This is a genomic window from Pseudomonas sp. AC239, from assembly GCF_979258545.1.
Genome location: NZ_OZ409864.1, coordinates 4,333,938 through 4,357,981 on the forward strand (window position 1 = coordinate 4,333,938; position 24,044 = coordinate 4,357,981).

23 protein-coding genes are annotated in these 24,044 nt (G+C 59.9%); 13 read left to right on the top strand and 10 right to left on the bottom strand.

Features of this window, described 5'->3' with window-relative positions:
- Window positions 1-33: 33 nt before the first annotated feature.
- Window positions 34-363, bottom strand: a complete 330-nt coding sequence (locus ACZ0AZ_RS19835; protein ID WP_039762382.1) for a DUF6388 family protein — start codon at window positions 361-363, stop codon at window positions 34-36.
- A 133-nt stretch (window positions 364-496) separates the two neighbouring features.
- On the opposite strand from ACZ0AZ_RS19835, the gene ACZ0AZ_RS19840 reads away from it, so the two are divergent.
- Entirely contained in the window at window positions 497-847 is a 351-nt protein-coding gene (locus ACZ0AZ_RS19840; protein ID WP_039762384.1) for a hypothetical protein, read from the top strand.
- 101 nt (window positions 848-948) lie between these two features.
- On the opposite strand, the gene ACZ0AZ_RS19845 is transcribed toward ACZ0AZ_RS19840, so the two are convergent.
- Window positions 949-1,374, bottom strand: coding sequence for a GNAT family N-acetyltransferase (locus ACZ0AZ_RS19845; protein WP_039762386.1), 426 nt, complete (start codon window positions 1,372-1,374; stop codon window positions 949-951).
- A gap of 151 nt (window positions 1,375-1,525) precedes the next feature.
- On the opposite strand from ACZ0AZ_RS19845, the gene ACZ0AZ_RS19850 reads away from it, so the two are divergent.
- The 3 genes from ACZ0AZ_RS19850 to ACZ0AZ_RS19860 all read left to right on the top strand — a co-directional run bounded on the left by ACZ0AZ_RS19850 (window position 1,526) and on the right by ACZ0AZ_RS19860 (window position 3,509).
- Complete coding sequence (locus ACZ0AZ_RS19850; RefSeq protein ID WP_039762387.1) at window positions 1,526-1,963, top strand: hemerythrin domain-containing protein; 438 nt, start codon at window positions 1,526-1,528, stop codon at window positions 1,961-1,963.
- Between the two features lie 220 nt (window positions 1,964-2,183).
- Window positions 2,184-2,819 carry a lytic polysaccharide monooxygenase auxiliary activity family 9 protein gene (locus tag ACZ0AZ_RS19855; protein ID WP_463537964.1) on the top strand — a complete coding sequence of 212 codons (636 nt, stop codon included), beginning with the start codon at window positions 2,184-2,186 and terminating at the stop codon, window positions 2,817-2,819.
- Between the two features lie 99 nt (window positions 2,820-2,918).
- Window positions 2,919-3,509, top strand: coding sequence for an NUDIX domain-containing protein (locus ACZ0AZ_RS19860; RefSeq protein ID WP_039762389.1), 591 nt, complete (start codon window positions 2,919-2,921; stop codon window positions 3,507-3,509).
- Window position 3,510: 1 nt separating this feature from the next.
- Here ACZ0AZ_RS19860 and ACZ0AZ_RS19865 read toward each other — a convergent pair whose 3' ends face one another.
- Window positions 3,511-4,026, bottom strand: coding sequence for a methylated-DNA--[protein]-cysteine S-methyltransferase (locus ACZ0AZ_RS19865; protein ID WP_039762390.1), 516 nt, complete (start codon window positions 4,024-4,026; stop codon window positions 3,511-3,513).
- Window positions 4,027-4,176: 150 nt separating this feature from the next.
- On the opposite strand from ACZ0AZ_RS19865, the gene ggt reads away from it, so the two are divergent.
- From ggt to ACZ0AZ_RS19880, 3 genes are all read left to right on the top strand, one after another.
- Window positions 4,177-5,904, top strand: a complete 1,728-nt coding sequence (ggt, locus tag ACZ0AZ_RS19870) for a gamma-glutamyltransferase (protein WP_039762391.1) — start codon at window positions 4,177-4,179, stop codon at window positions 5,902-5,904.
- Between the two features lie 65 nt (window positions 5,905-5,969).
- Window positions 5,970-6,503 (top strand): cysteine hydrolase family protein, encoded by a 534-nt coding sequence (locus tag ACZ0AZ_RS19875; protein WP_130000164.1) that lies wholly within the window; start codon window positions 5,970-5,972, stop codon window positions 6,501-6,503.
- Window positions 6,504-8,990: 2,487 nt separating this feature from the next.
- Window positions 8,991-10,004: a lysozyme inhibitor LprI family protein gene (locus tag ACZ0AZ_RS19880; protein ID WP_463537965.1), complete on the top strand. Its 1,014-nt coding sequence runs from the start codon at window positions 8,991-8,993 to the stop codon at window positions 10,002-10,004.
- Here ACZ0AZ_RS19880 and ACZ0AZ_RS19885 read toward each other — a convergent pair.
- The gene (locus ACZ0AZ_RS19885; protein WP_463537966.1) at window positions 9,974-10,315 is read right to left on the bottom strand and encodes a DUF7693 family protein; all 342 of its coding nucleotides are present in this window, start codon (window positions 10,313-10,315) and stop codon (window positions 9,974-9,976) included. The two genes, ACZ0AZ_RS19880 and ACZ0AZ_RS19885, sit on opposite strands and share 31 nt — an antisense overlap.
- Before the next feature lie 159 nt (window positions 10,316-10,474).
- On the opposite strand from ACZ0AZ_RS19885, the gene ACZ0AZ_RS19890 reads away from it, so the two are divergent.
- A complete protein-coding gene (locus ACZ0AZ_RS19890; protein WP_463537967.1) occupies window positions 10,475-11,920 on the top strand; it encodes a SulP family inorganic anion transporter in 1,446 nt (481 codons plus the stop codon).
- On the opposite strand, the gene ACZ0AZ_RS19895 is transcribed toward ACZ0AZ_RS19890, so the two are convergent.
- Together ACZ0AZ_RS19895 and ACZ0AZ_RS19900 are read right to left on the bottom strand one after the other, a co-directional pair.
- Window positions 11,888-14,119, bottom strand: coding sequence for a response regulator (locus tag ACZ0AZ_RS19895; protein ID WP_463537968.1), 2,232 nt, complete (start codon window positions 14,117-14,119; stop codon window positions 11,888-11,890). The genes ACZ0AZ_RS19890 and ACZ0AZ_RS19895 overlap by 33 nt on opposite strands.
- Window positions 14,120-14,306: 187 nt before the next feature.
- A complete protein-coding gene (locus ACZ0AZ_RS19900; protein WP_130000214.1) occupies window positions 14,307-14,825 on the bottom strand; it encodes a carboxymuconolactone decarboxylase family protein in 519 nt (172 codons plus the stop codon).
- A gap of 131 nt (window positions 14,826-14,956) precedes the next feature.
- Between ACZ0AZ_RS19900 and ACZ0AZ_RS19905 the strand changes: the two genes are divergently transcribed.
- Complete coding sequence (locus ACZ0AZ_RS19905) at window positions 14,957-15,772, top strand: AraC family transcriptional regulator (protein WP_039762273.1); 816 nt, start codon at window positions 14,957-14,959, stop codon at window positions 15,770-15,772.
- 3 nt (window positions 15,773-15,775) lie between these two features.
- Here the strand turns inward: ACZ0AZ_RS19905 and ACZ0AZ_RS19910 are convergent, their stop codons facing one another.
- Window positions 15,776-16,669, bottom strand: a complete 894-nt coding sequence (locus ACZ0AZ_RS19910; protein WP_415762921.1) for a DMT family transporter — start codon at window positions 16,667-16,669, stop codon at window positions 15,776-15,778.
- Window positions 16,670-16,758: 89 nt separating this feature from the next.
- Between ACZ0AZ_RS19910 and ACZ0AZ_RS19915 the strand changes: the two genes are divergently transcribed.
- Window positions 16,759-18,090, top strand: a complete 1,332-nt coding sequence (locus tag ACZ0AZ_RS19915; protein ID WP_463537969.1) for an aminotransferase-like domain-containing protein — start codon at window positions 16,759-16,761, stop codon at window positions 18,088-18,090.
- Window positions 18,091-18,129: 39 nt separating this feature from the next.
- Complete coding sequence (locus ACZ0AZ_RS19920) at window positions 18,130-18,504, top strand: c-type cytochrome (RefSeq protein ID WP_415762919.1); 375 nt, start codon at window positions 18,130-18,132, stop codon at window positions 18,502-18,504.
- A 542-nt stretch (window positions 18,505-19,046) separates the two neighbouring features.
- On the opposite strand, the gene ACZ0AZ_RS19925 is transcribed toward ACZ0AZ_RS19920, so the two are convergent.
- Window positions 19,047-20,702 (bottom strand): sensor domain-containing diguanylate cyclase, encoded by a 1,656-nt coding sequence (locus ACZ0AZ_RS19925; protein WP_039762269.1) that lies wholly within the window; start codon window positions 20,700-20,702, stop codon window positions 19,047-19,049.
- A gap of 174 nt (window positions 20,703-20,876) precedes the next feature.
- Between ACZ0AZ_RS19925 and ACZ0AZ_RS19930 the strand changes: the two genes are divergently transcribed.
- On the top strand, window positions 20,877-21,212 hold the full coding sequence (locus ACZ0AZ_RS19930) for a hypothetical protein (protein ID WP_039762268.1): 336 nt from the start codon (window positions 20,877-20,879) through the stop codon (window positions 21,210-21,212).
- Between the two features lie 73 nt (window positions 21,213-21,285).
- Here the strand turns inward: ACZ0AZ_RS19930 and ACZ0AZ_RS19935 are convergent, their stop codons facing one another.
- Window positions 21,286-21,765 carry a phage infection protein gene (locus ACZ0AZ_RS19935; RefSeq protein WP_463537970.1) on the bottom strand — a complete coding sequence of 160 codons (480 nt, stop codon included), beginning with the start codon at window positions 21,763-21,765 and terminating at the stop codon, window positions 21,286-21,288.
- Window positions 21,766-21,890: 125 nt separating this feature from the next.
- The gene (locus ACZ0AZ_RS19940) at window positions 21,891-22,460 is read right to left on the bottom strand and encodes a chorismate mutase (protein ID WP_310409179.1); all 570 of its coding nucleotides are present in this window, start codon (window positions 22,458-22,460) and stop codon (window positions 21,891-21,893) included.
- 198 nt (window positions 22,461-22,658) lie between these two features.
- On the opposite strand from ACZ0AZ_RS19940, the gene ACZ0AZ_RS19945 reads away from it, so the two are divergent.
- Window positions 22,659-24,017 (top strand): MATE family efflux transporter, encoded by a 1,359-nt coding sequence (locus ACZ0AZ_RS19945; RefSeq protein WP_129998410.1) that lies wholly within the window; start codon window positions 22,659-22,661, stop codon window positions 24,015-24,017.
- The last annotated feature ends 27 nt before the right edge of the window (window positions 24,018-24,044 follow it).

A 24,044-nucleotide genomic window follows, 5' to 3' on the forward strand; every position in this document is an offset into this window, starting at 1 on the left:
GCTCGCTCCCACGGGAGATTTGCGGCGGCTGGATTACGGGGTGATGCCGTAAAGATCGCAATATTCCATCCAGTCCATCCCCGCCATTTCTGCCACTTCCCGGTGCACTTCCAAGCGTTGCGCCTGATAGTCCTCCGGCGAATCAGCGGTCAGCTGCAACGTCAGCTCCCAGGCAAACAACCCTTGGCTTTCCGCCTCGGCCTCGAATGCCTCATGCAGGCGTTCTTCTCGATACTGTGCCTGGGTTTCGCCCTTGGCCTGAGCCAGCAGCGGGTTGAGGTGATCGAGGGTTTCCCGCAATTCGGGTCGCGCATCGAGAAACAGTTTCAGAGCCTGTTCATGTCGCTGGTCGCTAGGCGCCATGTAATTTCCTTGTGTGGCTGAAGAGCTCAGGGTGCCGCAGCTGCTCGCGCGTGTCGCGCATAAAAACAGTAAAGCAGAACGATTTGCTGCCTTGCAGTGCTACAGTCCGCTTTTTTCTCGATGAGCGAATGCAATGCGAATGCTGATGGTAGCGCTGGCGGCGGCCCTGTTGGCCGGATGTGCCGGTTCGGTGATGAACGAGGCTCGCACCAAGAGCCCGGACAAGGTCCTGACCTCGGACAAGCCGGAGAAAGACGTCGCCCGGTGCGTGCAATTCGCCTGGCAGGACGAAGCGGTGTTTGGCGTCGACGCGGCGGCCTATCTGGAGCCGCGCGAGTCCGGCGGCACTACGGTCTACACGCGTTCGGCAGAGTCGTTTGTCGATGTGCTTACCGAAGCCTCGGGTACGACTTTGAATTACTACGCACAACAGAGTGATTTTGTCGCGATGCGACGGATGGCGGCGATGGCGACCTGCCTCTGACTGTGTGTCGAGGCGGCTGGCGCTTTCGCGAGCCTCGCTCCCACATTGGAATACATTTCGACTTGTGGGAGCGAGCCTGCTCGCGCAAAAGAGCGACACAGTCAATCGATCAGCCGCTTCTGGAAAAAATGCCGCTTGTGCCCCAGCGGATAATCGACAATCTCGCCACATTCGCTGTATCCGACCTTTCTGTAAAACGCCGGCGCCTGGAAAGAAAAGGTGTCGAGCCAAATGCCCACGCAGTTTTTCTCCCTGGCAAAGTCCTCGGCCATGCGCATCAATTTTGTGCCGATACCCTGACCACGACCTTGCTCCGGGACCGCGAGCAATTCGATGAACAACCAGCGGTAGAACGTGTGGCCATACAGGCCGCCGAGGATCTCGTCGTTTTCGTTACGCACCAGCAAGGCAATCGGCTCCCACGTGGATGGCCCGGCCTTGGCAACGTTGTGTGCACGCAAGGGCGCAAGAATCGCTGCGCGCTGTTCTTCGGTAGGGTTCTGCGTCAACTCGATACGCAAGTTCATGCATGACTTCCTTGTGTAATGGAGCGGTCAGCCTACCGCGTCCACACAGGTGCCTCCAACCCTCCGATCAAACAAGCGGAACCGTCAAACCAGCGCTGCGGTCTAGGCTTTTATCGCGTCTTTCCCTGAGCGCGATTGATGAGGACATCCCGTGAATATTTTTGAAGCCCTGCGCGAAAGCCACGAGCGCCAGCGCACTTATGCCAAAGCTCTGATCGCGACCAGCGGCGACAGCCCTGAGCGGGTCGAGGCTTACAAACAACTGAAAGCCGAACTGCAAGCGCACGAAACCGCCGAAGAGCGGCACTTCTACATCCCGTTGATGGAAATTGACGAAGGCGTTGACCTGAGCCGCCACGCCATCGCCGAGCACCATGAAATGGACGAGATGATGGAAGAGCTCGACGAGACCGAGATGTCCAGCCCGGCCTGGCTGGCAACGGCAAAGAAGCTATCGGACAAGGTCCATCACCACCTCGAGGAAGAAGAGCATAAGTTCTTCCAGATGGCCGGCAAGTTGCTCGACGATAAACAGAAAACCCAACTCGCTGGACAGTACGAAAAGGAGTATCAGGCGCAACTGCGTTGATCGGCCTCCAGCCGTTTCGTCAACTTGACGTGTAGGTGTTCAGCTATGCGTTGAGTACGAAGTTTCGTCGAGCACTGTTCATCCATCCAGTGTTTGCAGGATTTCATTCTTCCTTCCGGTAGCGCTGCGACAAAAGCGCCGATGGACAAAAAATCCACCTCCGTTAGCTTGAAGGCCTCTCCTCGGGAAGGAGAGTTCTCAAATCAACGGAGTGAAAAACATGAATCAGGCAACTGCACAAACCCAACTGAAACACGGTCGCGTCATCTCGCCAGCGAGTCGCGGCGCGGTCGCCATCGACCTCGGCTTGCTCGGCGCCTGGCAAGTCAATGAAATGGAAGGTGGCAAGAACTTTCCGGCCATGGAAGCCGGACCGTTTCCGTCACCTTTCGAGACAGACTCCGCCAGCGTCGCGCCGCCGGCCGACGGTTACATTCTCAGCGGCGGCAAGACCGATGCCCGCGATTGCGTCAATTACACCAGCGACGAGATGAGCAAGAAGCTCGGTCGTTCGTTCAGTTGGCCGCTGCTTAATGTCGATCCGGGGCAGATGCTCAAAGTCACTTGGGCCTACACAGCGCCGCACACCACTCGGGGTTATCGCTGGCTGATCACCAATGACAGCTGGGATCCTCAGCAACGCATCACTCGTGCACAACTGGAAACCCAGCCGTTCTTCGAGGATTTCTACCCGCAGGTGCCGTATTACAGCCATGCCGGTGAATTGAAGGCGAAGGTCGATCACCAAGTGCAACTGCCGGCGAACAAGATGGGCCACCACGTCATTGTGCTGATGTGGATCGTTGCCAACACCGGCAACGCGTTCTATCAGGCCTTCGACGTCGACTTCCAGTAACAGCGGCGGCTGAACGAGCCCGGTAGCGCTGCCGGGCTTTTTTTGTCAGCGCAATTGTCCGACCATGGCCGTCCATTCATGAAGACAGGATCAGACGCGATGTCCAACACAGCCGAACGGGTCAACATCGTCGACACTCAGGTGTTGTCCCACGACTGGTATCTGCTGAAGAAAATCACCTTCGATTACCACCGCAACAATGGCGAATGGCAACGTCAGACCCGCGAGGTCTACGACCGCGGTAATGGCGCGGCGATTCTGCTGTTCAACCGCGAAAAGCGCACGGTAGTGCTGACCCGACAGTTCCGCTTGCCAGTCTTCGTCAATGGTCACGATGGATTGCTGATCGAGGTGGCTGCGGGGTTGCTGGAAGGTGCCGCGCCTGAGCAGCGCATTCGTGACGAAGCCGAGGAGGAAACCGGTTACCGCGTGCATGACGTGAAGAAGGTATTCGAGGCGTACATGAGCCCCGGTTCAGTGACCGAGAAGCTGCACTTTTTTGTCGCTGAATACGATGCCGCCTCCAAGGTCAGCGAGGGTGGCGGCCTGGAAGAGGAAACCGAAGAACTGGAAGTGCTCGAGTGGGGATTCGATGAGGCGCTGGCGGCGTTTCAGCGCGGCGAGATCTGCGATGCGAAGACCATCATGTTGTTGCAGTACGCAGCGATGAATAACCTCTTCGTTGCTTGAGTCAGAACAGCTCGCCTGTTTTCCCGAACGTTGACCATTGGCCACCTTCGAGCATCAGTAACCGCTCTTTAGCCTCCAGCCCACCGGCGAAACCCGTCAGCTTTCCCGAAGCACCGATCACTCGATGACACGGCGCAACAATGGAAATCGGATTGCGCCCGTTGGCGGCGCCGACCGCTCGGACCGCCGTCGGATGGCCGATTTGCAGCGCTATCTGGCTGTAGGTGCGTGTCTCGCCAAACGGAATGGTCAGGAGGGCGGCCCAGACTTTTTTCTGGAATTCGCTGCCGACAAACTCCAGTTCCAGGTCGAAGCGATTCCGCGTGCCGGCGAAATACTCATCGAGTTGCCGCGCGGTCTTCATGAGGACCGGATTGTCCGGGGCTTCGCTCATCGGTCCCAGCCTCACCCGGTTCGGTTTGTCGTTTTCCCAGAGGATGGCCGCGAGTCGGCTGCCGTTCGCGACCAGCTTCAACTCACCGACCGGCGAGGGCAGGGTGATGTACGTGCAAGACATGATGGCGACTCCAGAGCTGGGTATTAATGCGGCCCAGCATACTGGCTGAACGGGGAGGCGCAATACGCAAAGCCGACCATACTGCTTGTTGCTCCTGAAGCGTTGCCCTGCGTTTGGCGCAGTCCTCAACAACAAAAAAGAGATCGACTCATGAAGTACGAACCTTTGGCCAGATCGCTCATTGCGACCTCCCTGGCGCTCAGCTGTCTCATGGCTCACGCGGCATCCGTGGCGCCGGTTGCGGCGGAAAACGGCATGGTGGTCACCGCGCAACATCTGGCGACCCACGTGGGTGTCGACGTTTTGAAAAACGGCGGCAATGCCGTGGATGCGGCGGTGGCCGTGGGCTATGCACTGGCGGTGGTTTATCCGGCTGCGGGCAACCTTGGCGGCGGCGGGTTCATGACCATCCAACTGGCAGACGGGCGCAAGACCTTTCTCGATTTCCGTGAGAAAGCCCCGCTGGCAGCGACGGCGAACATGTATCTGGACAAGGACGGTAATGTCGTTCCGGACCTGAGCACGCGCGGTCACCTGGCGGTCGGCGTGCCGGGCACCGTGTCTGGCATGGAGCTGGCCCTGAGCAAATACGGCACCAAGCAGCGCAAGGACATGATTGCCCCGGCGATCAAACTGGCCGAAGACGGTTTCGAGCTGCAGCAGGGCGATGTCGAACTGCTGGAGTACGCCACCGACGTGTTCAAGAAGGACATGCGCGATTCCGGCTCGATCTTCCTCAGCAACGGCGAGCCGATGCAGGTGGGGCAGAAACTGGTGCAGAAGGATCTGGCGAAAACCCTGCGAACGATTTCCGACAAGGGCGCCGACGGCTTCTACAAAGGCTGGGTCGCCGATGCCATCGTCACCTCCAGTCAGGCCAACAAAGGCATCATCACCCAGGCTGACCTCGACAAATACAAAACCCGCGAACTGGCCCCGGTGGAATGCGATTATCGCGGCTATCACGTGGTCTCGGCGCCGCCGCCAAGCTCCGGCGGGGTGGTGATCTGCCAGATCATGAATATTCTCGAAGGCTATCCGATGAAGGACCTGGGCTTCCATTCGGCTCAGGGCGTGCATTACCAGATCGAAGCCATGCGCCATGCCTACGTCGATCGCAACAGCTATCTGGGCGATCCGGATTTCGTGAAAAACCCGATCGAGCATCTGCTGGACAAGAACTACGCGACCAAACTGCGCAACGCCATCCAGCCGCAAAAGGCCGGCATCTCGGCTGAACTCAAGCCCGGCGTCGCGCCTCATGAAGGCAGCAACACCACGCACTATTCGATCGTCGACAAGTGGGGCAATGCCGTTTCGGTGACTTACACCCTCAATGACTGGTTCGGCGCGGGCGTCATGGCGAGCAAGACCGGGGTGATCCTCAACGACGAAATGGACGACTTCACCTCCAAGGTCGGCGTGCCGAACATGTATGGGCTCGTTCAAGGCGAGGCCAACGCTATCGCACCGGGCAAGGCGCCGCTGTCGTCGATGAGTCCGACCATCGTCACCAAGGACGGCAAGGTGGTGATGGTGGTGGGCACGCCGGGTGGCAGCCGGATCATCACCGCAACCTTGCTGACCATGCTCAACGTCATTGACTACGGCATGGGCCTGCAGGAAGCGGTCGACGCGCCGCGCTTCCACCAGCAATGGATGCCGGAAGAAACCAACCTCGAAGACTTCGCCGCCAGCCCGGATACGAAAAAGATCCTGGAAAGCTGGGGCCACAAGTTTGCCGGCCCGCAAGACCCCAACCACATTGCTGCAATTCTGGTGGGAGCGCCGTCGCTGGGAGGCAAACCGGTTGGCAAGAATCGCTTCTACGGCGCCAACGATCCACGGCGTAATACCGGCTTGTCATTGGGTTACTGAGCGGAGTAAAAAGGGGCGGGCTCAGGTCCGCCCCATTCTCAAGGATTGATCAAGGAAGGCTCGACATGACCACCGCATTACTGATCATCGATGTCCAGCAGGCGCTGTGTGCTGGTGAATATCAGTGTTTTGAAATCGACCGTGTGATCGCCACGATAAATGGTCTGAGCCAACGCGCCCGCGATGCCGGCGTTCCGGTGGTGCTGATTCAACACGAAGAAAAGGACGGTCCGTTTGTGCGCGGTGCTGACGGTTGGCAACTGGCCAAAGATCTGCTGACTTCGACAAAAGACCTGAACGTAGACAAAACCACCGGGGACTCTTTCTACCAGACCGATCTCGGCAAGCTGCTGCCCAGCGAAGATTTTGAGCGACTGGTCATCTGCGGCTTGCAGACTGATTACTGCGTCAACGCCACAGTTCGCAGTGCGCATGAGCTGGGCTACGACGTCGTTGTTGCGAGAGATGCGCATTCAACAGTCGACAACGGCACCATGAGCGCCGACGACATCATTGCCCAACACAACAAGGACTTCGCTGCGCTCACCGGTTCCGTAGCGCGAGTCGATGTCAAACCGGCCGCCGACATCACTTTCTAACCGTACACACCCCACCTTGTGGGTTGCCGGGGATCGCGGGTGTAGCGCGAAATCCTGTGGGAGTGGGCTTGCTCACGAAGGCGGCCGGTCAGGCAACTTATCTGTGGCTAACAGACCGCTTTCGCGAGCAGGCTCGCTCCCACATTGGTTTTGTGGGTTGCCGGGGATCGCGGGTGTAGCGCGAAATCCTGTGGGAGTGGGCTTGCTCACGAAGGCGGCAGGTCGGGCGATTTATTTGTGGCTGACAGACCGCTTTCGCGAGCAGGCTCGCTCCCACAGTGAATTTGTGGCTTGCCGGGGGATGGCGGGTGTAGCGCGAAATCCTGTGGGAGTGGGCTTGCTCACGAAGGCGGCAGGTCAGGCGATTTATTTGTGGCTGACATTCCGCTTTCGCGAGCAGGCTCGTTTGTGGGTTGCCGGGGATCGGGGGTGTAGCGCGAAATCCTGTGAGAGTGGGCTTGCTCACGAAGGCGGCCGGTCAGGCAACTTATCTGTGGCTAACAGACCGCTTTCGCGAGCAGGCTCGCTCCCACATTGGTTTTGTGGGTTGCCGGGAATCGGGGTGTAGCGCGAAATCCTGTGGGAGTGGGCTTGCTCACGAAGGCGGCAGGTCAGGCATTTTATCGGTGGCTGACACACCGCCTTCGCGAGCAGGCTCGCTCCCACATTGGTTTTGTGGGTTGCCGGGGATCGCGGGTGTAGCGCGAAATCCTGTGGGAGTGAGCTTGCTCACGAAGGCGGCAGGTCAGGCAATTTATCGGTGGCTGACACACCGCCTTCGCGAGCAGGCTCGCTCCCACATTGGATTTGTGGGTTGCCGGGGATCGCGGGTGTAGCGCGAAATCCTGTGGGAGTGGGCTTGCTCACGAAGGCGGCAGGTCGGGCGATTTATTTGTGGGTGACAGACTGCTTTCGCGAGCAGGCTCGCTCTCACAGTGAATTTGTGGGTTGCCGGGAATCGGGGTGTAGCGCGAAATCCTGTGGGAGTGGGCTTGCTCACGAAGGCGGCAGGTCAGGCATTTTATCGGTGGCTGACACACCGCCTTCGCGAGCAGGCTCGCTCCCACAGTGAATTTGTGGGTTGCCGGGAATCGCGGGTGTAGCGCGAAATCCTGTGGGAGTGGGCTTGCTCACGAAGGCGGCAGGTCGGGCGATTTATTTGTGGCTGACACACCGCCTTCGCGAGCAGGCTCGCTCCCACATTGGTTTTGTGGGTTGCCGGGGATCGCGGGTGTAGCGCGAAATCCTGTGGGAGTGGGCTTGCTCACGAAGGCGGCAGGTCAGGGATTTTATCGGTGGCTGACACACCGCCTTCGCGAGCAGGCTCGCTCCCACATTGGTTTTGTGGGTTGCCGGGGATCGCGGGTGTAGCGCGAAATCCTGTGGGCGTGGGCTTGCTCACGAAGGCGGCAGGTCAGGCATTTTATCGGTGGCTGACACACCGCCTTCGCGAGCAGGCTCGCTCCCACAGTGAATTTGTGGGTTGCCGGGAATCGCGGGTGTAGCGCGAAATCCTGTGGGAGTGGGCTTGCTCACGAAGGCGGCAGGTCGGGCGATTTATTTGTGGGTGACAGACTGCTTTCGCGAGCAGGCTCGCTCTCACAGTGAATTTGTGGGTTGCCGGGGATCGGGGTGTAGCGCGAAATCCTGTGAGAGTGGGCTTGCTCACGAAGGCGGCCGGTCAGGCAACTTATCTGTGGCTAACAGACCGCCTTCGCGAGCAGGCTCGCTCCCACATTGGTTTTGTGGGTTGCCGGGGATCGCGGGTGTAGCGCGAAATCCTGTGGGAGTGAGCTTGCTCACGAAGGCGGCAGGTCAGGCAATTTATCTGTGGCTGACACACCGCTTTCGCGAGCAGGCTCGCTCCCACATTGGTTTTGTAGGTTGCCGGGGATCGCGGGTGTAGCGCGAAATCCTGTGGGAGTGGGCTTGCTCACGAAGGCGGCAGGTCAGGCATTTTATCGGTGGCTGACACACCGCCTTCGCGAGCAGGCTCGCTCCCACATTGGTTTTGTGAGTTGCCGGGGATCGCGGGTGTAGCGCGAAATCCTGTGGGAGTGGGCTTGCTCACGAAGGCGGCAGGTCAGGCATTTTATCGGTGGCTGACACACCGCCTTCGCGAGCAGGCTCGCTCCCACAGTGAATTTGTGGGTTGCCGGGAATCGCGGGTGTAGCGCGAAATCCTGTGGGAGTGGGCTTGCTCACGAAGGCGGCAGGTCGGGCGATTTATTTGTGGGTGACAGACTGCTTTCGCGAGCAGGCTCGCTCTCACAGTGAATTTGTGGGTTGCCGGGAATCGGGGTGTAGCGCGAAATCCTGTGGGAGTGGGCTTGCTCACGAAGGCGGCAGGTCAGGCAATTTATTTGTGGCTGACACACCGCCTTCGCGAGCAGGCTCGCTCCAAGGTGACTGAGTGTTCTACTACAACGGCGATTTACGGCGCCAGCACTGGCATACTCCCCGCCATCCGAAGAATGGAATCTCTCGATGTTCGCTATCTCCCTGCGTAACACCCTGGCGCTGGCAACGCTCGCGCTGGCCTGCAGCACCCACGCCAGCAGTTTCGATTGCACCAGCGCCGATGGCAAAGCCGAAACAGCCATTTGCAACGACCCGTACCTCTCGAGCCTCGACGACAAACTCGCTGAACAATGGCGGACCACGCTGGGCAACGTTGCCGATCCCAAAGCCCTGAAAACCGACCAACGCCAATGGCTGAAAAACCGCAACGCTTGCGGTATCCAGAGCGCGTGTCTGCGTCGTGAATATCTGATGCGCCTCACCGAACTCGAACATGCGGTCAAGCCGTTCAGTTGGGACGCCACTTGGCAATTGATCCCGCCCGGCACCTCAACTTCGGCGACCATCGTTACGCAGCGTCGCGATGCTACGCACATCGCCATCGATATCTCAGCGGGCGAGGGCGCCAATTCCGGTGATCTGACCGGAGTCGCAACGCTCAAGGATGGAACAGCCGTTTACGCCCTGGACGCCTGCAAACTCACCTTCACGCCCATCAATGGCGTACTGAACGTCACGCAAACCGGTGCGGATTCCGACTGCGGCGGTGGCATGGGCGTGTATTACTCCGGTCGCTATATGGCCTCCGAACAACCGCTGACCCTGGATTACGATCTGCTCAGCCTGGGTCTGGCTCGAACACCCGCAGAAGACCAGGTACTGCGTTCGCTGCTCAAGAATGATTACCAGAAGCTGGTAGAGACCTCGGGTTCCTTGCAGGTCGGCGAGGATTCAAAGGATGTACCTGATACACAGGTCGTGGAAATGTGGATGCGCGGTCTCGGCGGCATCGGCATCCTGATGAGCGCGGCCGACGCGCAGGTCTGGCTGATCTTCAAAAGCTACGATGACCAGGGCCAGGAACATCTGCGGTACTACACCAACGTGACGAAGTGGAAGAATCGCCTGCCCGATGTGCTGCAGGGCTGGTACGACCGCATGCAGGAAAATCATTCACCGATTCTGGAAATGGTGCCCTGAACGTCGAGCCGATTCGCCTCACGCAATAACCGCTCGATCTGCGCCAGTTCCCACGTGCTGAGCAGGCTCACCGGGTCTGTGCCATAACGCTGCCACGTGTCCAGCGTCGCTTCATCCCCGGCGCAGTTGCGAGCGAATTCACAGTGATGCAAATGTCCGTCGGCGAAGTCCAGCAGCAGATGCCAACCCTCGATATCAACGGCAATCAGCCCGGACTCGGACATTACCTCGCAGACTTCGAACGCAAGCACGCCCAGCGCCACTTCGCGCAAACGCTGACACACATCCCGGGCGGACAGAAACGCTGACATGCTGCAACTCGATTCAATGGGCAAGTCGGCAAGGATAAGCCCCGCGCCAATCGGTGTCAGCGTTTCACTGGCCCGAGGCCGAACAATTCCGTAACATTCGCCTCCCTCTTTTTCGCGAAAACAGCGGCCGTGCCCGACGGCCGCTCAGTCAGGTAAGCCATGAAACCGATTCGTCTGCGCGCCGATGTCCTCGCCGGACTCACCACCTCGTTTGCCCTGTTGCCCGAATGCATTGCTTTTGCGCTGGTGGCGCATCTCAACCCGCTGATGGGCCTGTACGGCGCGTTCATCATTTGTACGCTGACCGCATTGTTCGGCGGCCGGCCAGGCATGGTTTCCGGTGCGGCGGGTTCGATGGCGGTGGTGATCGTCGCGCTGGTGGTGCAACACGGCGTGCAGTATTTGCTGGCGACGGTGCTGCTCGGCGGTCTGATCATGATGGCGTTCGGGCTGTTGCGCCTGGGCAAACTGGTGCGCATGGTGCCGCATCCGGTGATGCTCGGTTTCGTCAACGGCCTGGCGATCATCATTGCTCTGGCGCAACTGGAGCATTTCAAGAGCGGCGAGCACTGGCTCAGCGGTACGCCGTTGTACCTGATGACCGGGTTGGTACTGCTGACCATGGCCATCGTTTACATCCTGCCGCGCCTGACCAAAGCGGTGCCGCCGGCCCTGGTGGCAATCCTTGGTGTCGGCCTGCTGGTCTACCTGTTCGGCCTGCCGACCCGCACGCTCGGCGACATGGCGCACATTGCCGGCGGTCTGCCGACGTTCGCCATGCCGGACATTCCATGGAGCCTGGAAGCCCTGCGCATCATCGCCCCGTACGCGATTCTGATGGCGATGGTCGGCCTGCTGGAAACCTTACTGACACTGAACCTGACCGACGAAATCACCGAAACCCGTGGCTACCCGGATCGTGAATGTGTGGCGCTCGGCGCGGCGAACATGGTGTCCGGCGCGTTCGGCGGCATGGGTGGTTGCGCAATGATCGGCCAGACCGTGATCAACCTCAGCTCCGGCGGGCGCGGGCGTTTGTCAGGCGTGGTCGCTGGCGTGCTGATCCTGTTGTTCATTTTGTTTCTGTCGCCGCTGATCGAGCGTATTCCGCTGGCCGCGCTGGTAGGCGTGATGTTCGTAGTGTCGCAGCAGACCTTCGCCTGGGCGTCGTTGCGCGTGATCAACAAGGTGCCGGCGCACGATGTGCTGGTGATTATCGCCGTGACCGCCATCACGGTGTTCACCGATCTGGCCACGGCGGTGCTGTGCGGGATCATCATCGCCGCGCTCAACTTTGCCTGGCAGCAGGCGCGCGAACTGTACGCCGATGAACATCTGGAGGCCGATGGCAGCAAACTCTATCGCCTGCACGGCACGCTGTTCTTCGCCTCGACCACGCCGTTTCTCAACCAGTTCGATCCGGCCAACGACCCGGCCAAAGTCACTCTCGACTGCCGACACCTGAGCTTTGTCGATTATTCGGCGATCGCCGCGTTGAAAACCCTGCGTGAACGCTACGCCAAGGCTGGCAAGCATTTACAGGTGTTTCATCTGTCGGAACGCTGCAAGAAATTACTCAAGCGCGCCGGCGTCGATCACGACTGACGCCGCTGGTTTTGCGTCCTTGAGCCAGGTCTTGCCGAGAATCCGCGAGACCTGTTCGGCGGAGTAGGGCTTGGCGAGAAATTCAAAACCTTCGTACCCGCTGCGGGCCAGTTCTTCGCTGTAGCCGGAGGTCAGAATCACCGGCAGATCGGGACGGCGCTGGCGCAGTTCCTTGGCCAACGCGACACCGGTGATGCCCGGCATGACTACGTCGGAAAACACCGCATCGAACGCGCTGGCATCGCTACCGGCCAACTGCAGGGCTTCTTCGGCGTTGGTCGCCCACGCCGTTTCATAGCCCAGATCCTGGAGGATCTGATTGGCGAAACGGCCGACATCGAGATTGTCTTCTACCACCAGCACCCGGCGTTTTTCGCACGCCGCATGCACCTCGCCATCGTCCTTCGTGTCATCCACCTCAGCCTCGTCCGCAGGTACCTCCGGCAGGTACAAGGTGAACTCGGTGCCTTGGCCGAGCACGCTGGAGACATCGACGTTACCTCCGGATTGCTTGGCGAAGCCGAACACCTGCGACAGCCCCAGCCCCGTGCCCTTGCCGACCGCTTTGGTGGTGAAGAACGGCTCGAAAATATGTTCCAGGGTGTATGCGTCGATGCCGGCACCGGTGTCGGCCAGGGCAATCGACACGAAGTGGCCGTTGGAACCGGCGTGGCCGCGAATCGCCGGCAGCGGTTTGTGGCATTCCAGGCGTAGCTTCAATTCACCCTGACCGTCCATGGCGTCGCGGGCGTTCAGGGCGATGTTGATCAACGCGGTTTCAAACTGACTGAGGTCGACACGGATGTAGCAGGGGTGATCCGGGCGCTCGACGCACACGTGTATCTGCGCGCCGGTGACCGATTCGAGCATCTCGCCGATATTGGCCAGACGTTCGCCGGCATCGACCACTTGCGGATTGAGCGGCTGGCGGCGGGCGAAGGCGAGCAGTTGGCTGGTCAGTTTCGAGGCACGCTCGACCGTGTCGGACACCGCACGCATATAGCGCTGGCGGCGTTCTTCGGAGAGGTTGGGCTGGCGCAGAAAGTCCACCGACGAGCGAATGATCGTCAGCAGATTGTTGAAATCATGAGCAACGCCGCCAGTCAGTTGACCGATGGCTTCGAGCTTTTGTGACTGGCGCAACGCCGACTCGGCCTGGGCCAGGCGCAGGCTGCGCTCTTCGACCCGTTGCTCCAGCGTGGCATTGAGTTCAGCCAATGCAAGCAGGCCCTCGCGCACGTTGGCGTCGGCGCGCACTCGCTCGATGTGCGCCCAGCAACGTTCGGTGACTTCGCTGAGCAGCGCCTGTTCGAAGCTCGACCACACACGCGGCACTTTGTCGTGAATGGCCATTAACGCGGTAAGACGACCTTGCTTGATCAGCGGCACGCAAATGGTGGCGGTGATACCTATGCTCTGAAAGGTCGCTGATTCTTCCGGCGGCAATTCGCTGCGGTTGTCGTGGATCACCAAAGGTTGACCCGCGCGCAGAAGACGTACTGCTTTCTCGCCGAAATCGCGCAAACGGTAGTGGCCGACGATGCTCGGCGAACCCGGCGCTGCATAGTCGCCGCGAATGGTGAAACCATCTTCGTCGGCATCCATGTCGGCGTAGGCGCAATTGGACAGACGCAGTTGCTCGACCATCAGCCGCGTGCTTGCCGCCAGGATTGCTTGCGCATCCGTGGCATTGGTCACCGCTTCGCCGATGGCATCGAGGACCGCCAGGCGTCGGTTGAGATAAACGGTCTGGGTGGTCTCGGTGACGGTGTCGATCATGCCGACGACATTGCCGTGGGAATCACGAATCGGGCTATAGCAAAAAGTGAAGAACGCCTGCTCCGGGCCTTTGCCGCGTTCGATCTGCAGAGCAAAGTTTTCGATGTAGGTGGCCTGGCCGGCGTACGCGGCCTCAGCAATCGGGCTGATCTCGTGCCAGGCTTCCTTCCAGATGTCGCTGAAAGGGCGTCCCAACGCGTGCGGCTTGTCGCCGAGAATCGGTACGAAGGCGTCGTTATAGAGAGTGATGAGTTGCGGGCCCCAGACGATCGCCTGAGGGAAATGCGAGGCGAGACTGAGCGAGACAGTGGTCTTGAGTACATCGGGCCAGTTTTCCAACGGGCCGAGGGGCGAATTCGCCCAGTCGTGACGGCGGATCTGCCCGGCCATCTCGCCATTGTCCTGCAACCAGTCTGTCATGGGGTTCGTGCTTTTCCGGGCGTCTGTCTGAGACAAAGACCTTCGCGCAGGGTGTTTGGTTTCAGCACAGCAGGCACTTGTTTGCGCAACAGGATCTCTGGACATGCATGATGGCAGCAAAAATGTGCGCTGGCGAAAGTGGGTGCCCCTTCGCCAGCGGTTATTTCGCGGTTTTTTGAACCACTGCTCAGGCATCGATTGCCGGGAAGTCGATATCGGTGAGCGCGGTGTTGTTCAGGTAGTTGGTCAATGTCTGCACGGCCACCAGGGCAATCACTTCGATGATCTTGCGGTCATCGATACCGGCAGCGCGGGCAGCGGCCAATTGTTCATCGCTCAAGTGGCCACGGGTTTCGGTCAGTTGGCGGGCAAGGGCGGCGTAGGAATTCAGTTCGCCTTGACGGGCCGCGATGATGTCCTCCGCCGACAGCCCGGCCTTGCCGGCAAACACGGTGTGTGCGGACAGGCAATAGTCGCAACCGTTGACCTGCGAAGTGGCGAGGTAAACGGCTTCTTTCTCTTTGCCGCTCAACGAGGTCTTGCCGAGGATGGCCGAGGCTTGCAGGTAAGTGTCGAGGGCGACCGGCGCCTGGGCGAGGGTGGTAAAAACGTTGGGCAGGAAACCAATTTTTTTCTTCACGCCTTCCAGTGCAGGACGGGTGGCATCGGTGGCGGTGTCGAGGCTGATTGCAGGGATGCGGCTCATGGTGATTCTCCGAAATTCCGCAGCGAAGTGCAGCGGCGATGGAGAGATCTTAGGGGCTGCCAATGGCGCTTTGGCGGCAAATCGTCGAGGATATGCGGCAGATCGTCCAGATATGCCTTCGGGAGTCAGCCATGGATCGCCTTTCCACATTACTCAGTCATTTCGGCGTGAACGCCGGCACCTTCCATAGCGGCGCGTTTTGTGGCGTGAGCATTCACGAAGGCGAACCGGTCGGCCATGTGCATGTTCTGCAAGCCGGGGCGTTGCTGCTCAAACCGGGCAACGAGCGGGAGATCCGTCTGGACGAACCGTCACTGATTTTCTTTCCCCGGCCCTTCACTCACCGGATGTCTGCCGACGAAGCCATGGCCAGCCAAGTGGTGTGCGCCTCGCTGACCTTCGACGGCGGTTCGGGCAATGCCCTGGCCGCTGCGTTACCCGACTATCTGGTACTGAAACTCACCGATATTCCGGAATTGCGCAGCACCCTTGACTGGTTGTTCAGCGAGGCCTTCGAGGGCCACTGTGGGCGGGTGGCGGTGATGGATCGCCTGTTCGAATTGCTGGTGATTTTGCTGCTGCGCCATCTGATTGGCAGTCGCGATCAGCAGCCGGGCATGATGGCCGGGCTGGCTGACGCACGTTTATCCCGCGCCTTGAACCTGATTCACGAGCAACCCCACAAACCGTGGAGCGTTGCCGACCTCGCCGCTGCAGCGAACCAGTCCCGCGCCGGTTTCGCCGAGCAGTTTCGCCGCGTGGTCGGGCAGACGCCGGCCGATTACCTGTTGAGCTGGCGCGTCAGCCTCGCGCAGAAACGCCTGCGCGAAGGCCGGCCGATTGCACTGATTGCCGAGGAGGTTGGATACGAAAGTCCGTCGGCGCTGGCCCGGGCGTTTCGGCGCAAGACCGGGCTCAGTCCACGGCAATGGAAAGCCGGACACTGAACATCACCTGGCGAATTTCTTCGCTCCGGCCACGCAAAGAATCACCCCCAGTGTGACGCCGAGCATGCCGACACTGACCTGCTCATGCAGCAATGTCGCCGCCAGTGCCAGACCAAAAAACGGTTGCAGCAGCTGCAGCTGCCCGACCGCGGCGATCCCGCCCTGAGCCAGGCCGCGGTACCAGAACACGAAGCCGATCAGCATGCTGAACAACGACACATATCCCAGGCACAGCCACGCCGACACGCTGATGTTGGCAAACGAGGCGGGCGCCAGCCACAGGCTCAGCAGCGCCATCAGCGGTAATGACAACAGCAGCGCCCAGCAGATCACCTGCCAGCCGCCGAGGCTGCGTGACAGTTTCGCGCCTTCGGCGTAACCAAGGCCGCAGGCCAGGATCGCCGCGAGCATCAGCAAGTCCCCGGTCGGCGAGGCGCTCAGCCCTTGAGACAAGGCGAAGCCCACCACCAGCGCACTGCCCAGTATCGAGAAGATCCAAAACACCGGTCGTGGCCGCTCACCCCCACGCAAGACTCCAAACATCGCCGTGGCCAGCGGTAGCAATCCTACAAACACGATCGAATGCGCCGACGTTACGTGCTGCAATGCCAACGCAGTCAACAGCGGAAAACCCAACACCACGCCCAGCGCCACAATCAACAGCGACAGCCACTGATGACGCGCCGGTCGCCGCTGTTTGAACATCAGCAAAAGCGCCACCGCCAACGCTCCCGCAATGGCTGCTCGCACGACGGTCAGAAATACGGGATCGAATTCCAGCACCGCCAGACGTGTCGCCGGCAGCGAACCGCTGAAAATCAGCACGCCGATAAAACCGTTGATCCAGCCGCTGGTTTTTTCCAGCGTCGGGTTGGCCGCAGTCGATGTTGTGTGCATGTCAGTCGCGCTCAAGAAGTGGCTTGTGTCGCTGTGATCCTAGGGCTGAGAATCAGCACAATCAAAAAATTGTCATGGATACAGCCGACATGCCTCGTTCCCGTTACAAAACTCTGGTAGACCGTTACGCGGCGGACATTCGTGGCGGACGATTGGCGCCGGGTACGCGATTGCCAACGCATCGGCAACTGGCAGCGCAGGAAGGACTGGCGCTGGTGACCGCATCACGGGTCTACGCCGAGCTTGAGGCGATGGGCCTGGTCAGCGGCGAAGCCGGGCGTGGCACTTTTGTCCGGGAAACGTCGCTGGCGCCGGGGCAGGGCATCGATCAAAAGGACGTGGCGGTCGGCATGATCGACCTGAATTTCAACTATCCATCGTTGCCCGGTCAGGCCGAGCTGTTGCGTACTGCGTTGCGTCAACTGGCGTTGTCCGGTGATCTCGAAGCACTGCTGCGTTATCAGCCCCACGCCGGGCGTGCCCACGAGCGCGCCGCGGTCGCGCAACATTTGTCGGCACGCGGCGTGACGGTCGAAGCTGCGCAGGTGCTGATTGTCAACGGCGCTCAGCAGGGCCTGGCGGTAACGCTGATGGCGCTGCTTAAACCCGGCGATGTGATCGCCGCCGATGCGTTGACCTATTCCGGTTTCAAGGTGCTGGTCGACGCGTTGCATCTGGAAGTGCTGGCGATTCCGATGACGCAACAGGGTCCGGACTTGCCGGCACTGGACAGACTCTGTCGCCAGCGTGCAGTGCGCGCCGTGTACTGCATGCCGACGCTGCACAATCCGCTGGGCTGGGTCATGCCATTGGAACAGCGCGAGCAATTGATCGCGATTGCGCGTCGGCACGATCTGACGATCATTGAAGACGCGGCCTACGCGTTTCTGGTCGAGAACCCGCCATGTCCGCTGATTGAACTGGCACCGGAACGGACGTTTTACGTATCGGGGCTGTCGAAAAACATTGCCACCGGATTGCGGGTCGGCTTCGTTGCCGCGCCGTTGCCTCAAGTGCCCGCACTGGAGCGGATCATGCGCGCAACGACGTGGAACACGCCCGGGGTCATGACCGCCATCGCCTGCGGCTGGCTCGATGACGGTACAGTGACACTGCTTGAACAGCAGAAACGCCACGATGCCATGGCCCGACAGGCCTTGGCGGCCGAGTTGCTGAAAGGGCTGCGCTACATCGCTCATCCGGCCTCTTATTTTCTGTGGCTGCCGTTGCCCGAAGATGTGCGTGCCGATCAGATCGTGGTCGAGTTGATGCAGCAGCAGATTTCCGTAACCACCGCCGAGCCGTTTTCGCTGTTGGCCAATACGCCCCATGCGATTCGTCTGGCGCTCGGGTCGGTGGACATGCAGGTGTTGCGTCAGGCGTTGATCACTGTCAGGACGATTGTCGGCGCTTATCTGTAAACTGCGCCCACGCCATGAAAAGCCAGTTTGGACTGTTCAATGAAATTCACCACAACACTGTTTCTCGCTTTGCTCTTCAGCACCAGCGCTCAGGCTGAAGGCGATCCTGAGGCCGGGGCGAAAATCTTTCCGCGTCTGTGCGGCGGTTGCCATCAGGTTGGCGAGTCGGCTCGTCCGGGGTTTGGTCCGCAGTTGAACGGCATCATTGGCCGGGCTGCGGGGACTTCGGCCAATTATGTTTATTCCGATGCGATGAAGAACTCGGGGATTACCTGGGATCGGGCGACGCTCAAGGCGTATCTCGAGGATCCGAAAGGGGTGGTGCCGGGGACACGGATGATTTTCTGGGGGCTGAGTGATGAGGAGAAGCTGGAGAATCTGTTGGCTTATCTGCAGAAGTTCAGTGCTGAATAATTACGGGAACGCGCCGTTCAAGGGCGTTTTGGTAGTTTTGACCGGGTACATATCCATTGCTGCGGTAATGGCGGCTTAGGGTTTCGCCCTTACGGCGACTTACTTTTTTACAAGCGCCGAAAAAAGTAAGCAAAAAACGCTAGCTCCTACGTTCGGCCCTCGCAGGCTCGGGTTCCTTCGCTGCGGGATCGATCCGGGCGCAGCGGCTACGGTTTGCTTCGCTGCACCTCCTTGCGCTGTGTCTGGCTTCGCCAGACGGTCGCTGCGCTCCCACGCCCGGATCAATCCCTCCACTCAGCCTTCCGACGTCGCCGGTGGATCAAGATCAAGAGCAGGCGAGCTGACACTCGGCCTATAGGTGAACGTGGGACTGTAGGAGCTGCCGAAGGCTGCGATCTCTTGCTCTTGCTCTTGCTCTTGTAGGAGTGAGCCTGCTCGCGATAGGTATCTCAAAAACGCTGGTGAATAGCAGGTGTACTCAATCCCTGTGTGAGCTGGCTTGCCAGCGATGGGGCCGGCAAGTCGACCTGTCTACGCCGGTGTCAGTGGGCATGAAACGCAACCTGATTGCGCCCCGCAGCCTTCGCCTGGTACAGCTGCTGATCGGCACGTTTGATCAGGGCCGTGTGGTTGTTGTCTGCCGGATCTGCCAGGCCGAGGCCAATACTCACGGTAACGTTGCCGACGCCGGGAAACTCCGCGTCGGCTACCGCTGCGCGAATCTTTTCAGCGACGACTTCCGGGGTGTCGGGTTGCGCCACTTCCGGCAGCAGTACGGCGAATTCTTCGCCGCCGTAGCGAGCGACGAAATCGGTGCTGCGTACGCTGTTCTGGATCAAGGTCGCCAGTTGTTGCAGGACCTCGTCACCGACCGCGTGGCCGTGGCTGTCATTGATGCGTTTGAAGTAATCGGCATCAATCAGCAGCAGGGCAAACGGGCGTCCAGTGCGCCGGGACAGCAGTGAGTATTCAGTAATTTTTTCGTCAAACCGGCGACGGTTGTAAACGCCGGTCAGGCCGTCGTGGGTGGCCAGGCTCAGCAGCTCGGCATTGGCTTCGGTGAGTGCGGCGGTGCGTTGCGCCACGGTGGCTTCCAGCGAGGCGTTGGCTTCCTGCAGTTCGCGTTCCTTGCCGAGCAGTGATTGCGTCATCGCGTCGATGGACTGGCCGAGCTGGGCAATTTCCAGTACCGGATGCTGGAGCTGGAATTGCGCGCCGGACTGGTTGTTCTGCACCTGTTTGGCCGAGTGCGCGAGTTGTTCGATCGGGCGACTCAGGTACAGCGCCAGGTAATAAGCCACCAGGCCGAAAACGATGGCGGCGAAAACGCCGAGGATCAGCAATTCGTATTGCAGCGTCCGCGCCGGTTGCAGCGCGGTTTCCAGTGGCTGGCGGATGGCGATCGACCACGACAGCGCCGTGCCCGATGGGGTCGGCACGGTGACCATGCTGGTCAGGTAACCGTTGGCCGCCGTCCAGCCCGACAATACCGGGTCGTTGGTCGCCAGCTGTTGGCCCATCAGCGCTTCGGGGTAGAGCACCTTGCCATCGTGGTCGACGATCAGCGCCTGGATATCCGGTGCCGAGTTCTTGTGGGAAAACGTCGCCGACTCGACGATGCGGGTCACCCAGCTCCAGTGCGCGTGTGCGCCCAGCACGCCAATCACCAGACCTTCGGCGTTATGGATCGGTGCGGCGAAATCGATGAAGCGCAGTGGCTCGCCATTGGGCAGGCCCGGCAACAATTTCGCCAGCAACACCGCTTCGTGGGGATCGCCGGTGTACTGGCGGCGCAAGCCGGTCTGGAACCACGGGCGTTTTTGAACTGACTGGCCGACCAGCAAATCGTTGACGGCCTGGCGGACGTTGCCTTCGGCATCGGTGACGCCCATCCACGCGTATTCGGCGCGTGCCTGGGTGCGCAGTTGCATCGATTTGAGAATGGCGGGGTTATCCAGATCACCACGTTCCAGATGCGGAGCGCGACTGAGCAGGTAAACCTCCAGTTGCCGCTCGCGCAGTTGCTCACCCAACAACGTCGCCGCCGAGCGCGCCGTGTTCAGCAAGGCATTGCCGCTGGCCTGCTTCATTTGCTCGGTGGCGATGTGACCGACATAAAAGCCCACACTCAATAGCGTAAGCAGGGACAAACCGCCGAACCACAGGGTGAGATGGCTACGCAGACTGGCTTTGAACATGGGGGGGTGTCTGTCTTGTTAAAGTGGCGCCATGGTATGCGACATCGCCGATGGCCGGCCAGCGAACAAGTTCATGTAAACAAGAACAACATTGATGCTAATGAGCCATCATTTTGGTTAGAATGCGCGCCGCCCGAGAGATGGATCCCGGGCGTTCCCCCATGGAGTTTTACTGTGAAATACCTCAGCAAAGTAGTCGCCGCCGCACTGTTCGGTGTGGTTCTGGCAGGTTGCACCGGCGCCCCGATGAAATCCGCACATTACGACAGCAACCAGTACACCGTGGTTGGCCACAGCGAAGCCTCGGCCACCGGCCTGCTGCTGTTCGGTATCATTCCGATCCGCCAGAACAGCCGATTTGTACGCGCGCAAGACGCGGCGATCAAAGCCAAGGGTGGCGATGCATTGATCAACACCCAAGTGCAGGAAAACTGGTTCTGGGCCTGGGTCCTGACCGGCTACACCACCACCATCTCCGGCGACGTGGTCAAGCTGAAAACCGCGCAATAAGCGTCGGCTGAATGCAAAAAGCCCGGCTGATCAGGCCGGGCTTTTTCATGGGGATTGCGGTACTGCACTTGATTCATGCCACGCGGCGCTCGATCAGACGATCCGAACCACCTTCGGCAACGCGGCGTTCGATCAGACGATCCGAACCACCTTCGGCAACGCGGCGTTCGATCAGACGATCCGAACCACCTTCGGCAACGCGGCGTTCGATCAGACGATCCGCGCCACCTTCGGCCACACGGCGTTCGATCAGACGATCCGAACCACCCTCGGCCACGCGGCGTTCGATCAGACGATCCGAACCACCTTCGGCCACGCGGCGTTCGATCAGACGATCCGCGCCACCCTCGGCCACGCGGCGTTCGATCAGACGATCCGAACCACCTTCGGCCACGCGGCGTTCGATCAGACGATCCGAACCACCCTCAGCCAAACGGCTTTCGATCAACTTGTCCGAGCCGCCTTCAGCGACTAGGGTGTGAGCAGGGGTAGCTGCAAAAGCGTTAACTGCGAAAACCGAGAAAGCGATGCCGAGAAGGGTTTGGCGTTTCATGATCGTGTGCTCCAGAAAGTTGTTTGTTTGTCTGGAGCCGATGTTACGCCGTGCTTTTTTTATGAGAACTTCATTGACGTGATGGTGAACATCGACGCCGATGATGTATTGCCGATACCCTCGCTTCAGAGCGGTTTTGCCCGGATGCATAACTCGCCGCTGGCACGAATCAGCGCCAGATCATGCAGCGCATCGGCGGCCAGACCGCTGCGGACTGTGGTCAGCCATGACGGGCAATTCGGGTCTTGCCGATAGTGGGAGAACTCGGCGTACTGTTGTAACAGGCGCTTTTGCAGTTCATCCAGACGCGGGCGTATCTGTTTCGCCAGGTCCGGGCGCGGTGTATCCGGTGCCGCACCTGCCGCCTGCCATTGTGCGAGCAGACCGTATTGCACCAGTTTGTTGGCCTCCATTTGCGCGGCGATCAACTGTTCGACGTCATCCGGATCGAGTTTGTTTTCGTCTGCCAGGGTTCGCGCATTGGCAATCACCTGCGCCTCACGCGGGCTGTCCTGGATCGGTTTGCCGCTGTCCCATTTGGTCAGCGCAACCAGATCACCGATGTTCAGGCGTTCATTGAGCGTGACCAATAACGGTTTCAATGAATCAGGGGCCGCTGCAGGTGCGGCTGCCTGAGCGCAGGTCGCGAACAGCACGAAAAGGGAGCCGAGCAGAAAATTTGCAACGTTACGCATGAACCTAGCCTCAATAGTACGTGTCGAGAGAATCGCTGATTTACCACAGCCGAACACTGACACAAAGCGATGCCTGGCATTTACACAAATGCAAAACTGACAATCAACGCCGATTGGAAATGTTGATTGCACCGTGCACGCAACTCACCGAAGCTATCGTCAATCAGGCCTGCCGCCGTCGAGATGGACCTCCATTCAATGCAAAGCGCCACCTTCGCCAAGCCGCTCTGGCAAACCTATCTATTGTTTCTCGCGCCGATGGTGCTGTCGAACTTCCTGCAATCGATGTCCGGGACAGTCAACAGCATCTACATCGGTCAAATGCTCGGCACTCAGGCGCTGGCGGCAGTGTCCGGCATGTTTCCCGTGGTGTTCTTTTTCATCGCCCTGGTCATCGGTCTTGGCGCGGGTGCCGGCGTGTTGATCGGTCAGGCGTGGGGCGCGCGGGAAACGCACATGGTCAAAGCGATTGCCGGAGCGACGTTGCTGCTGGGTATGCTGATCGGCCTGGTTGCCGCAGTGCTCGGTACCGTGTTTGCGCGCCAGGCGCTGACGGGGCTGGGCACGCCGGCGGATGTGCTCGACGATGCGGTGGACTATGCCCACGTCATGTTGTGGATTCTGCCGTCACTGCTGGTCTTCGTGCTGTTCACCCAGTTGCTGCGCGGGGTCAGCGATACGCTGTCACCGTTGCTGGCGCTGATCGTCTCCACCGCGGTGGGGCTGGCACTGACGCCGGCGTTGATTCGCGGCTGGCTCGGTTTGCCACCATTGGGCATTCAGAGCGCGGCCTATGCCGGGCTGGCGGGGAATCTGTCGGCAATGGCGTGGCTGGCCTGGCGGCTGATCCGCAAGGGCCATCCGCTGGCGCCGGACCGGGAGTTCTTTGCCGCATTGCGACTGGACCGGGTGATACTCGGCAAGGTTTTGCGTATCGGCCTGCCGACCGGAGTGCAGATGATCGTGCTGTCGCTGTCGGAGCTGGTGATTCTGGCACTGGTCAACCAGCACGGTTCTCAGGCAACAGCGGCCTATGGCGCGGTGACGCAGATCGTCAATTACGTGCAATTCCCGGCGCTGTCGATTGCGATCACCGCATCGATTCTCGGGGCACAGGCGATTGGCGCCGGACATCTGCAACGAATGGGTCCAATCCTGCGCACCGGGTTGTTGATCAACGTGTGCCTGACCGGGGGCTTGATTGTGCTGGGTTATCTTCTGTCGCACTGGCTGCTGGGCTTGTTCCTGACCGAGGACTCGACCCGGGCCATGGCCGAGCACCTCTTGCACATCATGCTCTGGAGCCTGCTGGTATTTGGCTTTCAGGCCATCATCGGCGGGATCATGCGCGCCAGTGGCACGGTGCTGGTGCCGGTGGTCATTTCGATTATCTGCGTGGTCGGCGTGCAGTTGCCTGCGGCGTATTGGCTGGACGGGCACTTCGGTTTGCAGGGCGTCTGGATGGCTTTTCCGATTGCCTATCTGGGAATGCTGATACTGCAGACGCTCTATTACAAACTGGTCTGGAAGCACCAGAAGATCGAGCGCTTGATATAGGTGCTGGCGTGACGGCGGGTTGTTTGC

Excerpts from the sequence above, each read along its gene's own strand:
- ACZ0AZ_RS19935 (WP_463537970.1), bottom strand. The coding sequence starts at position 21,765 with ATGAAACGCCAAACCCTTCTCGGCATCGCTTTCTCGGTTTTCGCAGTT.
- ACZ0AZ_RS19855 (WP_463537964.1), top strand. The coding sequence starts at position 2,184 with ATGAATCAGGCAACTGCACAAACCCAACTGAAACACGGTCGCGTCATC.
- ACZ0AZ_RS19860 (WP_039762389.1), top strand. The coding sequence starts at position 2,919 with ATGTCCAACACAGCCGAACGGGTCAACATCGTCGACACTCAGGTGTTG.
- ACZ0AZ_RS19865 (WP_039762390.1), bottom strand. The coding sequence starts at position 4,026 with ATGTCTTGCACGTACATCACCCTGCCCTCGCCGGTCGGTGAGTTGAAG.
- ACZ0AZ_RS19905 (WP_039762273.1), top strand. The coding sequence starts at position 14,957 with ATGGATCGCCTTTCCACATTACTCAGTCATTTCGGCGTGAACGCCGGC.
- ACZ0AZ_RS19845 (WP_039762386.1), bottom strand. The coding sequence starts at position 1,374 with ATGAACTTGCGTATCGAGTTGACGCAGAACCCTACCGAAGAACAGCGC.
- ACZ0AZ_RS19840 (WP_039762384.1), top strand. The coding sequence starts at position 497 with ATGCGAATGCTGATGGTAGCGCTGGCGGCGGCCCTGTTGGCCGGATGT.
- ACZ0AZ_RS19880 (WP_463537965.1), top strand. The coding sequence starts at position 8,991 with ATGTTCGCTATCTCCCTGCGTAACACCCTGGCGCTGGCAACGCTCGCG.
- ACZ0AZ_RS19910 (WP_415762921.1), bottom strand. The coding sequence starts at position 16,669 with ATGCACACAACATCGACTGCGGCCAACCCGACGCTGGAAAAAACCAGC.
- ACZ0AZ_RS19915 (WP_463537969.1), top strand. The coding sequence starts at position 16,759 with ATGCCTCGTTCCCGTTACAAAACTCTGGTAGACCGTTACGCGGCGGAC.
- ACZ0AZ_RS19895 (WP_463537968.1), bottom strand. The coding sequence starts at position 14,119 with ATGACAGACTGGTTGCAGGACAATGGCGAGATGGCCGGGCAGATCCGC.
- ACZ0AZ_RS19940 (WP_310409179.1), bottom strand. The coding sequence starts at position 22,460 with ATGCGTAACGTTGCAAATTTTCTGCTCGGCTCCCTTTTCGTGCTGTTC.
- ACZ0AZ_RS19900 (WP_130000214.1), bottom strand. The coding sequence starts at position 14,825 with ATGAGCCGCATCCCTGCAATCAGCCTCGACACCGCCACCGATGCCACC.
- ACZ0AZ_RS19875 (WP_130000164.1), top strand. The coding sequence starts at position 5,970 with ATGACCACCGCATTACTGATCATCGATGTCCAGCAGGCGCTGTGTGCT.
- ggt (WP_039762391.1), top strand. The coding sequence starts at position 4,177 with ATGAAGTACGAACCTTTGGCCAGATCGCTCATTGCGACCTCCCTGGCG.
- ACZ0AZ_RS19885 (WP_463537966.1), bottom strand. The coding sequence starts at position 10,315 with ATGTCAGCGTTTCTGTCCGCCCGGGATGTGTGTCAGCGTTTGCGCGAA.
- ACZ0AZ_RS19925 (WP_039762269.1), bottom strand. The coding sequence starts at position 20,702 with ATGTTCAAAGCCAGTCTGCGTAGCCATCTCACCCTGTGGTTCGGCGGT.
- ACZ0AZ_RS19835 (WP_039762382.1), bottom strand. The coding sequence starts at position 363 with ATGGCGCCTAGCGACCAGCGACATGAACAGGCTCTGAAACTGTTTCTC.
- ACZ0AZ_RS19890 (WP_463537967.1), top strand. The coding sequence starts at position 10,475 with ATGAAACCGATTCGTCTGCGCGCCGATGTCCTCGCCGGACTCACCACC.
- ACZ0AZ_RS19920 (WP_415762919.1), top strand. The coding sequence starts at position 18,130 with ATGAAATTCACCACAACACTGTTTCTCGCTTTGCTCTTCAGCACCAGC.
- ACZ0AZ_RS19945 (WP_129998410.1), top strand. The coding sequence starts at position 22,659 with ATGCAAAGCGCCACCTTCGCCAAGCCGCTCTGGCAAACCTATCTATTG.